The sequence below is a fragment of the Xanthomonas hyacinthi genome (assembly GCF_009769165.1).
GTDB classification, from domain to species: Bacteria; Pseudomonadota; Gammaproteobacteria; order Xanthomonadales; family Xanthomonadaceae; genus Xanthomonas_A; species Xanthomonas_A hyacinthi.
On the sequence record NZ_CP043476.1, the window covers coordinates 1,162,682 to 1,177,438 of the forward strand.

Consider the following 14,757-nt stretch of genomic DNA (forward strand, 5'->3'; position numbering starts at 1 on the left):
GACTCGGGACTCGCAAAAGCAGTTTCCGGCGACCGGAAAAATTCCAATCCGATCAGTAACTAACGCCCGCAAGACGGACCGTCTCCGTCAGCGGATCACCTGCCCGGGACGCGCTTTTCCGAGTCCCGATTCCCTATTCCCCATTCCCGGCCTTTCAGCGACCACCGCCCGCCCGACCCGCCTCGGCCGCACGCTTGTCCAGCGCCTCGCGCAGCTGCGCCGGCGGCAGGTAGCCGCCGAGCTGGGTGCCGTCCGCGGCGAAGATCGCCGGGGTGCCGTTGACGCCCAGGCGCTGGCCCAGGGTGTACTGCATGGTCACCGGGTTCTTGCAGCTGGCCGCGCCCGGCACCTTGCCGCTGGCCTTGGCCTCGGTCAGCGCCTTCTTCTTGTCGGCCGCGCACCACACCGCGACCATGTCCTTGTAGTCCTGGCTGCCCAGGCCCATGCGCGGGAACGCCAGGTACTCCACCGCGATGCCCTGCTTGTTGAGCTCGGCGATCTCGCTGTGCAGCTTGCGGCAGTAGCCGCATTCGATGTCGGTGAACACGCTGATGGTGTACTTCGGGTTGGCCGGGGCGAACACGATGCGCTCGGTGCGCGGCGCCGACTCGAGCAGCTTGCGGCGGTAGCTCAGCAGGCCCTCGCTGGAGGCGAACTGCCTTTCCTGGATGTCGAACGGCTGCGCCTGGAACAGGTAGCGGCCGTCGTCGGACACGTACAGCACCTGCCCGCCGACCACCACTTCGCGGAAGCCCGGGAACGGCGCGGCGCCGATGAAGTCGGGCTTGAAGTTCGGATCCAGCTGCAGCAGCGCCGCACGCACGCGCTGCTCGCCCGGGGCACCGGCAGGCGCGGCGGCCGGCTTGGCCGGGGCGGCGGCGGCGCCGGTGGGCGAAGCCGGCTGCGCGCAGGCGGAAAGGGACGTGGCGCCCAGCAGCGCAAAAAGAGCAAGACGGAGCATTGGCTATCCATGAGGGCTGCGAACCGGCTGGATTGTCGCATACCCCCTGCTCCGCTCCATGTAGACAGGCTGAGCGGGCTGCTGCCGGCGCGCGCGCCGGCCGCGCGCCTCAGCCGCGCGGATGGTGCTTGCTGTGCAGCTTCTGCAGGTGCTCGCGCGCCACCAGGGTGTAGATCTGGGTGGTGGACAGCGAGCTGTGGCCGAGCAGCATCTGCAGCGCGCGCAGGTCGGCGCCGCGGTTGAGCAGGTGGGTGGCGAAGCTGTGGCGCAGGCCGTGCGGGCTGACCGAGGCCGGGTCGATGCCGGCCAGCGCCGCATAGCGCTTGACCAGGCCCCAGAACTGCTGCCGGCTCAGCGGGTGCCGCGCCGCATCGATGAACATCGGCACGGTGCCGTCGCTGGCCGGCACCGCCTGCCCCGCCGCCAGCGCCGGCCGCGCCGTGTCCAGGTAGCGCTGCAGCCAGTGCTGCGATTCCTCGCCCAGCGGCACCAGGCGCTCCTTGCTGCCCTTGCCGGTGACCCGCAGCACGCCCTGGCGCAGGTTCACCGCGTTCGCCGGCAGGTTCACCAGTTCGCTGACGCGCAGCCCGGCGGCGTACATCAGCTCGAGCATGGCGCGGTCGCGCAGGCCGGTGGGAGCGGTGTCGTCCGGCGTCGCCAGCAGTGCGTCGATCTGGCTCTCGGCCAGCGCCTTGGGCAGGGAACGCGGCAGCTTCGGCGGGTCCAGCAGCGCGGTCGGGTCGTCGCTGCGCTCGCCACGGCGCAGGCGCAAGGCGAAGAACGCGCGCAGCGACGACAGCCAGCGCGCGTTGCTGCGCTGCGAATAGCCCAGCCGGGTGCGCCAGGCCAGGTAGTCGAACAGGGCCTGGCGATCGGCCCCGGGCAGGCCGCCGCCGGCACCGTCGCGCCAGCGCGCGAAGCCTTCCAGGTCGCGCCGGTAGCTGTCGAGGCTTTGCCGCGCCAGGCCCTGCTCGGCCCAGGCCGTGTCCAGGAACTGCTGGATCGCGGCGGCATCGGCATCGCGCAGCGGGGCGAGCCGTTGCGCCTGCTGGCGGCGTTCGGCGGGGGTGCGGAGGTCGGGCATGGGGGAAGCTTACGGGACTCGGGACTCGGGATGGCCAGCCTGCGGCCGCCGAAGAGCGCGCGGGATTCGGCAAAAGCCTGGCCTTTGCGCGCTGCGGCGCAAGACGACCGCGGCGCAGGTCGGTGACGCGCCGGTGGCGCTGCCGCTAAGCTGTGGCGATGACCGCCGCGTCCACCGCCACCGCTTCCCGCCCGCGCGCACTGCTGCCGTGGCGGCTGCTGGCGCTGTTCTACGATGCCTGGCCGGTGCTGGCGCTGTGGTTCGCGATCTCCGCGCTGTTCACCCTGGGCTACACCCTCGAAGGCCACGCGCCGCGCGAGAACATCGCTCCGTTCAGCGCCTTGCAATGGCTGTTGTGGCTGTGCTGCTGGCTGGCCGCCGGACTGTACGCCACGCTGAGCTGGCGCCGCGGCGGCCAGACCCTGGGCATGCGCCCGTGGCGGCTGCGCCTGCACGGCGCCGATGGCGGCACGCCGAGTTGGGGCGCGCTGTGGCGGCGCTACCTGGTCGGCACGCTGTCGCTGCTGCTGGGCGGACTGGGGTTCTGGTGGGCGCTGTTCGATCGCGAACGGTTGACGTGGCACGACCGCGCCAGCGGCACTCGGTTGGTTCGACTTCCGAAGCACAAGCCCTGACCACTCCCCATCGGCGCGCTCAACTGCTGCGTTTGCGGAACAGCAGCCACGACACGGTCAGCATCACCAGCGGCGGCAGGGCGTAGGCGATGCGGTAGTCGAACTTGAGCGCGCCGGCCATGCGTCCGAAGAACAGCTGCAGCAGCCAGAACACCAGCGCGAACAGGATGCCCAGGAACAGGCGCTTGCCCATGCCGCCGCTGCGCAGCGCGCCGAACGCGAACGGAATGGCGGCGAAGCACAGCGCCAGCACGTTGACCGGATAGAACCAGCGGCTCCAGTACTGGTCCTCGTAGTCGCGCGCGTCCAGGCCGTTGCGGCGCCGGTACTCGATGCTGGTGTGCAGATCGTGCGCGGACAGGTTGCGCGGCTTGGCCAGGCCCGAGGCCAGCGCGGCGGCGTCCAGCCGCGAGGCCCATGGCAGGCTGTCGAAGGTCTCGCGCTGCACCGCGCGCTCGGCGAAGCTGTCGCGGTACACCTGTTTCAGCGTCCAGCTGCTGTTGCGGTGCTCGGCGGTGGTGGCGTGGGTCAGCGAGGCCAGGCGGCCGTCCTGGTCCAGCGTGTACAGGCGCACGTCGCGCAACTCCAGCCAGGTGCCGCCGTTGCCTTCCAGGTGTTCCTCGCCGGCCTGCGCGTTGAGGAAGGTGTCGCCCTCGCGCGCCCACACCCCGGAATAGCGGGCCATGCTCATGTTGCCGTTGTACTTGGCGTTGGCCTTGATCGTGTCGGCCTGGTTCTGCGCCCACGGCGCCAGGGTCTCGCCGCTGAACACCATCGCCACGGTCAGCAGCAACATCGTCGCCGCCGCGGCCACGCTCAGCCGCGGCCGCGACAGGCCCAGCGCGCGCAGCGCGGTCAGTTCGGAGGTCGCCGCCAGCTGCCCCAGGCCCATCAGCACGCCGATCACGGCGCCGGTCGGGAACAGGGTGTAGGCGCGCCGCGGCACGGTGTAGGCGACAAACGCCACGGCGTGGCCGAGGCTGTAGCTGCCCTTGCCGATGTCCTTGAATTCGTTGGACAAGGCCATGATCACGTCGAGCCCGAGCAGGACCGCCCAGGTCAGCAGGACGGTGCCGAGCACGGCGCGGCCGACGTAGACGTCGTGCAGGTGCGGACGCAGCCTCATGCCGTCTGCCTCCGCGGCCGCGACAGGTGGCCGTCGCGCAGATAGGTCCACACCGCCAGCACCAGCAGCGGCACGGTCAGCCACCACAGGCCCAGCGCGCGCGGCAGCTTGTCGGTGCTCAGCCACTGGGTGCCGATGAACATCAGGTTGGTGCCGACCAGGTAGGCCAGGAACGCCAGCATGATCCGGCCGTAGCGCTGCTGCCGCGGCGAACTGCGCGACAGCGGCAGGGTCAGCAGGGCGAAGGCCAGCGCCAGCAGCGGCGGCGCGATGCGCGCGTGCAGCTGCGCATTGGCCTGCGGGCGCGGGTCGCCGATCAGCTTGGCGGTGGGCAGCAGCTCCGGATCGTCGTCCTTGCGCGCCTCGCTGCGGTCGGGCAGGGCCACGTCGTTGCTGGCGTAGCGCATCAGCCGGTAGTCCATGCCGTCGCCGGCCAGCGGGCCCTCCACGCGGTAGCCATCCTCCAGGCGCAGGTAGCGGTCGGCCTTGCCCTCGAAGAACATCGCGCCGCGCTGCGCGGTGACCACGTCCAGGCGGCCGTCCTTCTGCCGCTGCATGAACACCTTGCCCAGCTTGGTACCGTCGCCGGACAGGGTGCTGATGTAGACGATGCCGCCGTCGGACAGCGGGGTGAAGCGCCCGGCCTCCAGCCCGGCCATCAGCAGGCTGCGGTTGGCCTCGTCGATCAGCCGGTCGGCGGTGCGGTCGGCCCAGGGGCCCAGCCACAGCGAGCACAGCCCGACCAGGGCCACCACCGGCACCACCAGCATCAGGATCGGCCGCAGCAGGCGCCGCGGGCCGACGCCGATGGCGGCGATCACCGCCATCTCCGAGTCGCGGTACAGCCGCGCCAGCGCCAGCAGCAGGCCCAGCATCAGCGCCAGCGGCAGGATCAGCGGCAGGTACACCACGAACTGCAGGCCCAACTGGGAGAACAGCAACTTGGCCGGGATGCGGCCATCGGCGATGTTGCCCAGGATGTCGACCAGCACGCCGCCGACGCTGACCACCAGCAGGACGATGAGGGTGGCCAGGAAGCTCTGGATGAAATCGCGCAGCAGGTATCGATCGAGCTTCGGCATGGGGGTGGGTTGATTTAAACTCTCGGATTCGTTCGCGGCGGAGCCAGCCTAACCCGGCTGGACGTAAACAGCCCGCGATTGTACGGATTTGCCAACGGAATCTGATCAATGGCCCTGGAATTCACCCTGAACCACGACGCCCCGGCTACTGCGGCGTTCGATTGCATCGTCGTCGGCGTGTTCGCCGACAAGCGCCTGTCGCCCGCCGCCCAGGCCCTGGATACGGCCAGCGGCGGACGCCTGACGGCCCTGGCCGGCCGCGGCGACCTCAGCGGCAAGACCGGCGCCAGCGCGCTGCTGCACGACCTGCCGGGGGTGAGCGCGCCGCGCGTGCTCGTGGTCGGCCTGGGCGAGGCCGCCAAGTTCGGCGTGCCGCAGTACCTGAAGGCGGTCGGCGACGCGGCGCGCGCGCTGAAGAGCGGGCCGGCGGCCACCGCGCTATTCACCCTGTCCGAACTGGAGGTCAAGGGCCGCGACCGGGCCTGGGCGATCCGCCAGGCGGTGATCGCCAGCGACCACACCTGCTACCGCTACACCGCCACCCTGGGCAAGAAGAAGCCCGACGACAGCGGCCTGGCCAGCCTGGCCGTGCTTGGCGAAGACGTCACCGCGCTGGCCCAGGGCCAGGCCATCGCCGCCGGCGTGACCTTCGCCCGCGAGCTCGGCAACCTGCCGCCGAACCTGTGCACCCCGGCCTACCTGGCCGAGACCGCGGCGGCGTTCGCCCATGGCATCGACGGCGCCGCGGCCGAGATCCTCGACGAGACCCAGATGCAGGAGCTGGGCATGGGTTCGCTGCTGGCGGTGGCGCGCGGCTCGGCCAACCGCCCGCGGCTGCTGGTGCTGAAGTGGAACGGCGGCGGCGACGCCAAGCCCTATGTGCTGGTCGGCAAGGGCATCACCTTCGATACCGGCGGCGTCAACCTGAAGACCCAGGGCGGCATCGAGGAGATGAAGTACGACATGTGCGGCGGCGCCAACGTCATCGGCACCTTCGTCGCCACCGCCAGCGCGCGCCTGCCGCTGAACCTGGTGGTGGTGGTGCCGGCGGTGGAGAACGCGATCGACGGCGACGCCTACCGCCCCTCCGACGTGATCACCAGCATGTCCGGCAAGACCATCGAGGTCGGCAACACCGACGCCGAAGGCCGCCTGATCCTGTGCGACGCGCTGACCTACGCCGAACGCTTCAACCCCGAGGCGCTGATCGACGTGGCCACCCTCACCGGCGCCTGCATGGTCGCCCTCGGCCACCAGACCGCCGGCCTGATGAGCAAGCACGACGACCTGGCCAACGAACTGCTGGCCGCCGGCGAGCACGTGTTCGACCGCGCCTGGCGCCTGCCGCTGTGGGACGAATACCAGGGCCTGCTCGATTCCAGCTTCGCCGACGTCTACAACATCGGCGGCCGCTGGGCCGGCGCCATCACCGCCGGCTGCTTCCTGTCGCGCTTCACCGAGGGCCAGCGCTGGGCGCACCTGGACATCGCCGGCGTGGCCAGCGACGAAGGCAAGCGCGGCATGGCCACCGGGCGCCCGGTGGGGTTGTTGAGCCAGTGGTTGCTGGACCGCGTTGCGGTCGGGAATTGAGAATGGGGAATCGGGAATCGTGAAAAGCGCTCTGTCTGACCCAACCGCGCACGGCGCACTCGCCGCCGCCGGCTGTTCCCATTCCCTATTCCCTATTCCCCGTTCCCCGCTCTTCTGATGCGCGCCGATTTCTACCTGATCGCCAAGCCGCGCTTCCTCACCGAACCGCTGCGGCTGGTCTGCGAGCTGGCGCGCAAGGCCAACGACGCCAACCTGTGGACGCTGGTGCTGGCGCGCGACCAGACGCAGGCCGAGGAACTGGACGAACTGTTGTGGGCGTTCGACGACGACGCCTACATCCCGCACCAGATCGCCGGCGCCGATGTCGACGAGGAAGAGGCGCAGGTGCTGATCGCCCCGCCCGGGGTGGAGGCGCCGGCGCGCGCGCTGGTCATCAACCTGCGCGACGACGCCTACCTCGGCGCCTGCGAGCGCGTGCTGGAAGTGGTGCCGGCCGACCCGGCCGCGCGCGCGCCGCTGCGCGAGCGCTGGAAGCAGTACAAGGCGCTGGGCTTCGAACTCAGCAAATACGACATGTGAGGCAATGCAATGGCGCTGATCGAAGGGTTCCGTGTTCGCAACTACCGGGCACTGCGTGACATTACGCTAGGAAGGCTCTCCACCGAGCAGCAAAGCGATCCGTTGACGCCCTTCACAGTTGTCATTGGCAAGAACGGCGCGGGTAAAAGCACCCTGTTCGATGCTTTTGGCTTTGTCGCCGATTGTTTATCCACCAACGTGGAGTCGGCATGCGACGCCAAACAACGTGGCGGTTTTGAGCGGATGCGTTCACAAGGGATCGAAGAACCCATTCGGTTCGAGATCTACTATCGCGAGGCGAAGGGCGAACGCCCCATCACATACGAGTTGGCCATCAATCTGGACAGCAGCGGCCGGCCGTTCGTGGAGTCCGAGGTCCTTAAACAGCGCCGCAAGGGACAGAAGCGCGGTAGGCCCTATCCGTTCCTACGCCTGCACCATGGCGTCGGCAAGGTCTGGGCAGGCGAAGAGGCAGTGGAAACCGCCAGTGGCGAGGAAGACCGCGCACAGGAAGACGTCGAACTGACCGATCTGCGGCAATTGGGCATCGCCACGCTCGGAACGCTGAAAGAACACCCGCGCATCAAGCGCTTCCGTGACTTCCTGAAGGGCTGGTACCTGTCGTACTTTCATCCGGATGCCGCCCGCTCGATTCCAACGGCCGGACCGCAACGGCATCTCGACATCCATGGCGAGAACCTCGGCAATGTCGTGCAGTACATGGAGCGCGAGCACAAGGAGCGCTTCCAGTCGATCCTGGACCGTATCGCCACCAAGATTCCTGGCGTGCACAGCATCAGCACGACAGTGACAGAAGACAAGCGAGTACTGTTGCAGTTCAACGATGGCGCATTCGCCGATCCATTCTATGCAGGCCAGATGTCCGATGGCACATTGAAGATCTTCGCCTACCTGCTGCTGATGGAAGATCCCGACCCACCGCCATTCATCTGCATCGAGGAACCCGAAAACGGGCTGTACCACCGTCTGCTCGACGCGCTCGCACACGAACTGCGCAACCATGCGACCGGGAAGAAGAACGCGCCCCAGATTTTCGTCACCACGCACCAACCCTATTTCGTGGACGCGCTGTCCCCAACGGAAGTGTGGATCCTCGAAAAGAGCAGCGACGGTTTCTCGAACATTCGTCGTGCTTCGGACATAGAACTGGTGCGCAACCTGGTGGATGAGGGATTGCCGTTGGGCGGCCTGTGGTACAGCGACTATCTGGACACGAAATAAGCATGCACATCGAAGTCTTGGTGGAGGACAGTTCCGGAGCGAAGCTGATCGAAATTCTCCTGCCTCGGGTCATCGGCCAACATGGGCAGCCGCACACCTGGCGCATTATCGACTACAAGACCATTGGCCGGATCCCCCGCGGTCTTTCAACCGCATCGGACCCCGCAAAGCGAGCACTGCTGAACCAATTGCCCGGAGTGCTAAATGGCTACGGCAATACGCCAGGCATCGATGCGGTCGTCGTCGTCGTGGACACCGACCAACGTGACTGCAGCGCGTTCCTGAAGGAACTGAAGGACGTTCTGGCGCGCTGCCATGCAAAGCCCAACACGCTGTTTCGTCTGGCAATCGAGGAAATGGAAGCCTGGCTACTAGGCGACAGGCAGGCGCTTCTTGCCGCCTATCCAAAAGCGCGGAAAGACATTCTTGCCAACTACCAGCAAGACAGCATCTGCGGCACCTGGGAACTGTTGGCGGATGCCATCCACCCTGGCGGTTCGATCGCGATCCGCAAAGCAGGGTGGCCGTTGCCCGGTGAGGTCAAACATGCATGGGCCAGCCAGATCGGCCCAAGGATGGACGTGGAACGCAATCAATCTCCAAGCTTCCGCAAGTTCCGGGATGGAATACGGAAGTTGGCGCAAGTCAACTAGCGACGCAGAAGCCAACATTACATTCCTACGCGCACTTATTTCTTCGCATTCATTTCCCGGTTCCGCCATGACCCAACTCGCCCCCAGCTACGACCCCACCTCCTTCGAATCGCGCCTGTACGCCCAGTGGGAAGCGGCCGGCTACTTCAAGCCGTCCGGGCAGGGCGAGGCGTACACGGTGCTGCTGCCGCCGCCCAACGTGACCGGCACCCTGCACATGGGCCACGCCTTCCAGCAGACGCTGATGGACGCGCTGGTGCGCTACCACCGCATGCGCGGCTTCGACACGCTGTGGCAGGTCGGCAGCGACCACGCCGGCATCGCCACCGAGATGGTGGTGTCGCGCAACCTGGCGCTGGCAGGCAAGGGCGAGACCCGCGACTCGCTGGGGCGCGAGGGCTTCATCGCCAAGGTGTGGGAATGGAAGGCGCAGTCGGGCGACATCATCGAGCGGCAGATGCGTCGCCTGGGCACCTCCAGCGACTGGTCGCGCAGCACCTTCACCATGGACCCGCAGCCGTCGGCGGCGGTGGTCGAGGCGTTCGTGCGCTGGCACGAGCAGGGCCTGATCTACCGCGGCCAGCGCCTGGTCAACTGGGACCCGGTGCTGAAGACCGCGATCTCCGACCTGGAAGTGGAGAACGTCGAGGAAGACGGCTTCCTGTGGTCGATCGCCTACACGCTCGAAGACGGCGCCAGCTACGAACACGTCGAGCATGATGCCGACGGCAACGAGACCCTGCGCGAGACCCGCGACTATCTGGTAGTGGCCACCACGCGCCCGGAAACCCTGCTCGGCGACACCGCGGTGATGGTGCACCCGGAAGATGCGCGCTACGCGCACCTGATCGGCAGGACGGTGACGCTGCCACTGACCGGCCGCCAGGTGCCGGTGATCGGCGACGACTACGTGGACCGCGCGTTCGGCACCGGCGTGGTCAAGGTGACGCCGGCGCACGATTTCAATGATTACCAGGTTGGCGTGCGGCATGGGCTGCCGATGATCAACATCCTCACACCAGACGCGAAGATTATCGGGATATCTAGCTATCGTGAGCGGCGCAATACTGAAAATCCCCGCGATCCGATTCTGACTCGGGAGCGCGATGCTCTACCTTTCGATATCGGAATTCCTGAAAAATATTGGAACCTTGACCGGTACGAGGCTCGCAAACTTATCCTAGCCGATCTAGAAGACGAAGGTCGATTGGTCGAGACCAAGCCGCACAAGCTGCAGGTGCCGCGCGGCGACCGCACCGGCCAGGTGATCGAGCCCTACCTCACCGACCAGTGGTTCGTGAAGATGGACGCGCTGGCCAAACGCGGCCTGGAGCTGGTCGAGTCGGGCCAGGTCAAGTTCGTGCCGCCGAACTGGATCAACACCTATCGCCACTGGATGGAAAACATCCAGGACTGGTGCATCAGCCGCCAGCTGTGGTGGGGCCATCGCATTCCGGCGTGGTTCGACGACGCCGGCAATTGCTACGTCGGCCGCGACGAGGCGCAGGCGCGCGCGAAGAACGGCCTCGGCGCCGAGATCGCCCTGCACCAGGACAGCGACGTGCTGGAGACCTGGTTCTCCTCGCAGCTGTGGCCGTTCTCGACGATGGGCTGGCCGGATCCGCAGGCGATGGCCGAGCGCGGCTTCGCGCGCTACCTGCCGTCGAGCGTGCTGGTCACCGGCTTCGACATCATCTTCTTCTGGGTGGCGCGGATGATCATGGCCACCGACAGCTTCACCGGCCAGGTGCCGTTCCACGACGTGTACATCACCGGCCTGATCCGCGACAAGGACGGGCAGAAGATGTCCAAGTCCAAGGGCAACGTGCTCGACCCGCTGGACATCATCGACGGCATCGGCATCGAGGACCTGGTCGCCAAGCGCACCAGCGGGCTGATGCAGCCGCGCATGGCCGAGAAGATCGAGAAGGCCACGCGCAAGGAATTCCCCGAGGGCATCATCGCCCACGGCGCCGACGCGCTGCGCTTCACCATCGCCGCGCTGGCCGGCCACGGCCGCGACATCAAGTTCGACCTGGGCCGCGCCGAGGGCTACAAGAACTTCTGCAACAAGCTGTGGAATGCCAGCCGCTTCGTGCTGATGAACACGCGCCCCGAGGATCCCGGGGCTGCGACAGCGACGAACGCGTCGCCACGCGCCCAGATGGCGAACCATGCGGACACCGCTTTGCATCTGGACCCGGGCAAGCACGCGCCGGTCACCGATGCCGAGAAGTGGATTTTGGTGCGGCTGGACAAGGTCGCCGCCGAGGCGCAGGCGCACTACGCCGCCTACCGCTTCGACCTGCTGGCGCAGTGCCTGTACGAGTTCGCCTGGAACGAATTCTGCGATTGGTTCCTGGAGCTGGCCAAGCCTGCGTTGAACGGCGACGATGCCGCGGCCGCCGACAGCACCCGCCACACCCTGCTGCAGGTGCTGGAGACGCTGCTGCGCCTGCTGCACCCGCTGACCCCGTTCGTCACCGAGGAACTGTGGCAGCAGGTGGCACCGCGCCTGGGCATCGCCGCGCCGACCATCTCGCTGCAGCCGTATCCGCTTGCCGGCGCGCTGGACGTGGCCGCCTATGCCGGCGCCGAAGCCGACATCGAGTGGCTCAAGGCGATGGTCTCGGCGCTGCGCCGGGTGCGCAGCGAACTCAACGTGCCGCCGTCCAAGCGGGTGCCGCTGCTGCTGCAGGGCGGGCACGCCGAGGACCGCGCACGGGTGCAGCGCTTCGCCTCGCAGCTGACGTTCCTGCTGCGGCTGGAGGCGATCCAGTGGCTGGACGCAGCGCAGGACGCACCGCCGGCCGCGGCGGCGATCGTCGGCGAGCTGCGGCTGCTGGTGCCGCTGCAGGGCCTGGTCGACCTGGACGCCGAGCGCAGCCGCCTGGACAAGGAGATCAAGCGCGTGGACGCGGAGATCGGCAAGTGCACCGGCAAGCTCGGCAACGCCACCTTCGTGCAGAACGCCCCGGCGGCGGTGGTCGAGCAGGAGCGCGCGCGCCTGGCCGACTGGACCACGCAGCTGGCCGGCCTGCGCGAGCAGCGCGCCAAGCTGTAGGGTTCTGGCACCTGCCGCTGCCGGTATCCGCACCGGGTGGCGATGTGCGTCGGCAGGCGCGTTTTGTTCTCGATGGCCGGCAAGTTGTGGGAGCGACTTCAGTCGCGACGGGCTTTATCGGTAGTGCCCGTCGCGACTGAAGTCGCTCCCACAATGTCCTGCATGCCGCCGCCCGGAATCTGGCGGCGGCACACATCCCTCAGAGCTTGCCGGCACCCGCCTTGGCCTTGACGTCGCTCGCCACCTTGTTCGTCGGCAGCAGCGCATAGGTGTACGGCGGCGTCCAGCCGATGCTGTTGTTCCACGAGCAGGTCAGCGCCTTGCCGTTGAGCAGCGAGCCGAAATCGCGGTACACGCTGCCGCCGTAGTTGGCGGCGATCTTGTCGCAGCTGCTGACCCCGCTGATGTCGAAGGCGTTGTTCTCGGAGAAGATCTTCGACTCCTTGCCGACGCCGTGCGCGTGCGAGAACGGGTACACCGCGTGGCTGGCGCTGCCGACGTGGTAGTTGTTGTACAGATGCACCTGGCCGAAGCGCACCCGCGGCGCGCGCCCGGAAATGTTCTCGAACAGGGTGTTGTGGATGGTCACCTTCAGCTTGCCGCTGTCGGTGCCGGAGGCGCTGTCGCTGGAGCCGATCAGGTTGTTCTTCTCGTGCGACTTGAACGCCGAGTACGAGATGGTCACGTAGTTGGCGCCCTTCTTCACGTCCAGCGCGCCGTCGTGGTGCTGCTTGGGGCGGCCGTTGGCGGTGCCGTTCTGGTCGTCGGTGCGGCGCCCGTCGGTGAAGGTGACGTGGTCCACCCACACGTTGCTGGCGCCTTCGATGGTCAGCCCGTCGTACTCGGCATTCCAGTTGCCGTCGCTGCCGTCGTCCGGATCCCACACCGGCTGCGGATCCCACGGGTTCTCGATGGTGAGGTTGCGGATGATCACGTCGTTGGCCTTGACGTACAGGTAGGCCTCGCGGATCTGCGCATTGGAACCGGCCCCGATCAGCGTGGTCTTGGTGGGAATGTCCAGGCGCGCGCGGCTCTCCATGTCCGCGGTGGTGGTATAGGCCTTGCCTTCGCTGACATCGACGATGCCGTTGATCTTGATGATGCGGCCGTTGCTGCCGACGCTGGCCGTCAGCGCGGCCTTCAGCTGCGCGGCGGTGCTGACGCTGTAGACGTTGGCGGCCGCAGCCCTGGAACCGCCCTTGGTGCCGCCGTTCTGCATCGCCCAACCGGTAGTGGCGACCTCCAGGCTGGCATCGGCATGGGCGCTGCCGGCCGCGCCTGCGAAACAGAGTACGAACGCGAGCGCGCGGACCGGCGTGCACGGGAACGGTGCGATGAGGGACTGTGTCTTCATCCTGGGACCTCGTGAGCATGAGTGGAGTCGTCGCGCTCGCGGCGCGTTCCGCATCGCGGAGAGCGCGTGACCCGAGCGCATTCGCTGTCCCTTCGGACAACTGCGCGTCATGCCGTTGAAGGACGCAGCGCCGAAGAGGCGCGCACTGTAGGGAGTGGGTTCGGCTTGGGAAGAGGCAAATGCGCCGCGCGCGTATTCGGCGCTGCGATATGGGGAAGGCATCCAGCAAAACCTGCGCGCGGCAGGCCTTATTCGCCGGCTTCCGCTGCGGGACAACAATGCTGTCCCGACGACAAGTCGCGACATTGCGCAAACGCGCAATGCACTCCAGAAACCTGCGGAAAAAAGCCAGCGCCAGGCTGCGATCGGAGCGGCTGGCATGCCGCCATGCCGGCACGGCGCCAGCAGCAGGACGGCTGCGCCCGCTACGACATGCCTTCGAAGAACAGCTCGATCGCCATCACCAGCGCGTCCTCGCGACCGTTCGCCGCCGGGTAGTAGCGCGGGCGGCGGCCGATCTCGTTGAAGCCTTCGCTGTGGTACAGCGCGATCGCGCCGGGATTGGACGGGCGCACTTCCAGGAACACGCGGCGCGCGCCCAGGTCGGCGCCGTACTTGATCAGCGCGCGCAACAGCAGGCGGCCGTAGCCGCGCGACTGCCGTTCCGGCGCGACGCAGACGTTGAGGATGTGCGCCTCCTCGGCGGCGACGCTGATCACGCCGTAGCCGACGATCCGGCCCTGCTCCTGCAGCACCCAGCCCGGATAGCCGGCCTGCAGGCAGTCGCGGAAGATGCCGCGCGTCCACGGGAACGGATAGGCGCGGTGCTCGATCTCCATCACCGTATCGAGGTCGGTTTCGCGCAAGCTGCGCAGCGTCGCCGCCGCCGGCGAGGACGCCGAACCCAGCGCGCTCACCGCGGCGCCTGCTTGCGCAGCGCGCGCAGCTGCGGCCACAGCGCGCGCTTGGCGGCGGCGTTGCCGCGCAGCTCGGCCAGCGGCCAGGTCGCCATCAACGCCTGCGTGGCCGGATCGTTCGGGTTGCATGCGCAGGCGCGCAGCAGTGCGATCTGCAGCCGGTCGGGCAAGCGCAGCCCGGCGCGGCGCGCGGCCGGCGCCGGCGCGGTGCGGTGCGGCTCGGGATAGGCCGCGGGCGCGGCCGGCGCCCGCCCGCGCGGCGACGGCTGCGCCGGCGTGGGCGCTGCGGCGCGCGGCGCAGACGCCGGCGCTGCATGCTCAGACAGCAGCGCCGGCGCAGCCGCATCGGCGGCAGGGGCAGCGCCCACCTCCGCCTGCGCCGCCTGCGCGACCACGGCGCCGACATCGGCATCGGCCCCGACATACAGCGTATAGCCCAACGCCTGCAGCCAGCCGTGCTGCTCGGCCGACCACAGCGGCGCAGCGCTGGCTGCCGTGCTGGCCATCGC

Annotated in this window: 13 protein-coding genes; 6 read left to right on the forward strand and 7 right to left on the reverse strand. The window is 67.9% G+C overall.

Annotation, left to right across the window (positions count from 1 at the left end; genetic code table 11):
- Positions 1-154: 154 nt before the first annotated feature.
- Both FZ025_RS05315 and xerD read right to left on the reverse strand, forming a co-directional pair.
- Positions 155-961 (reverse strand): DsbC family protein, encoded by an 807-nt coding sequence (locus FZ025_RS05315; RefSeq protein ID WP_104557800.1) that lies wholly within the window; start codon positions 959-961, stop codon positions 155-157.
- A 109-nt stretch (positions 962-1,070) separates the two neighbouring features.
- Entirely contained in the window at positions 1,071-2,045 is a 975-nt protein-coding gene (gene xerD / locus FZ025_RS05320) for a site-specific tyrosine recombinase XerD (protein ID WP_046978119.1), read from the reverse strand.
- Between the two features lie 158 nt (positions 2,046-2,203).
- Between xerD and FZ025_RS05325 the strand changes: the two genes are divergently transcribed.
- Entirely contained in the window at positions 2,204-2,680 is a 477-nt protein-coding gene (locus FZ025_RS05325) for an RDD family protein (RefSeq protein ID WP_046978120.1), read from the forward strand.
- A 19-nt stretch (positions 2,681-2,699) separates the two neighbouring features.
- Here the strand turns inward: FZ025_RS05325 and lptG are convergent, their stop codons facing one another.
- On the reverse strand, positions 2,700-3,806 hold the full coding sequence (lptG, locus tag FZ025_RS05330; RefSeq protein WP_046978121.1) for an LPS export ABC transporter permease LptG: 1,107 nt from the start codon (positions 3,804-3,806) through the stop codon (positions 2,700-2,702).
- The gene (gene lptF / locus FZ025_RS05335) at positions 3,803-4,888 is read right to left on the reverse strand and encodes an LPS export ABC transporter permease LptF (RefSeq protein ID WP_046978122.1); all 1,086 of its coding nucleotides are present in this window, start codon (positions 4,886-4,888) and stop codon (positions 3,803-3,805) included. The genes lptG and lptF overlap by 4 nt, the downstream gene beginning before the upstream one ends.
- Before the next feature lie 108 nt (positions 4,889-4,996).
- Here lptF and FZ025_RS05340 point away from each other — a divergent pair, with 108 nt between their 5' ends.
- The 5 genes from FZ025_RS05340 (at position 4,997) to FZ025_RS05360 (ending at position 11,977) form a co-directional block, all read left to right on the forward strand.
- Positions 4,997-6,478, forward strand: coding sequence for a leucyl aminopeptidase (locus FZ025_RS05340; protein ID WP_046978123.1), 1,482 nt, complete (start codon positions 4,997-4,999; stop codon positions 6,476-6,478).
- Between the two features lie 114 nt (positions 6,479-6,592).
- Positions 6,593-7,018 carry a DNA polymerase III subunit chi gene (locus FZ025_RS05345; RefSeq protein ID WP_046978124.1) on the forward strand — a complete coding sequence of 142 codons (426 nt, stop codon included), beginning with the start codon at positions 6,593-6,595 and terminating at the stop codon, positions 7,016-7,018.
- A 9-nt stretch (positions 7,019-7,027) separates the two neighbouring features.
- Positions 7,028-8,260 carry an AAA family ATPase gene (locus tag FZ025_RS05350; protein ID WP_046978125.1) on the forward strand — a complete coding sequence of 411 codons (1,233 nt, stop codon included), beginning with the start codon at positions 7,028-7,030 and terminating at the stop codon, positions 8,258-8,260.
- A 2-nt stretch (positions 8,261-8,262) separates the two neighbouring features.
- Positions 8,263-8,913, forward strand: coding sequence for a DUF4276 family protein (locus tag FZ025_RS05355; protein ID WP_046978126.1), 651 nt, complete (start codon positions 8,263-8,265; stop codon positions 8,911-8,913).
- Between the two features lie 67 nt (positions 8,914-8,980).
- A complete protein-coding gene (locus FZ025_RS05360) occupies positions 8,981-11,977 on the forward strand; it encodes a valine--tRNA ligase (RefSeq protein ID WP_046978127.1) in 2,997 nt (998 codons plus the stop codon).
- A gap of 199 nt (positions 11,978-12,176) precedes the next feature.
- Here FZ025_RS05360 and FZ025_RS05365 read toward each other — a convergent pair whose 3' ends face one another.
- From FZ025_RS05365 to FZ025_RS05375, 3 genes are all read right to left on the reverse strand, one after another.
- The gene (locus FZ025_RS05365) at positions 12,177-13,331 is read right to left on the reverse strand and encodes a pectate lyase family protein (protein ID WP_046978128.1); all 1,155 of its coding nucleotides are present in this window, start codon (positions 13,329-13,331) and stop codon (positions 12,177-12,179) included.
- A 425-nt stretch (positions 13,332-13,756) separates the two neighbouring features.
- A complete protein-coding gene (gene rimI / locus FZ025_RS05370; RefSeq protein WP_425509708.1) occupies positions 13,757-14,170 on the reverse strand; it encodes a ribosomal protein S18-alanine N-acetyltransferase in 414 nt (137 codons plus the stop codon).
- Positions 14,171-14,244: 74 nt separating this feature from the next.
- Positions 14,245-14,754, reverse strand: coding sequence for a hypothetical protein (locus tag FZ025_RS05375; protein WP_104557859.1), 510 nt, complete (start codon positions 14,752-14,754; stop codon positions 14,245-14,247).
- Between the last annotated feature and the right edge of the window lie 3 nt (positions 14,755-14,757).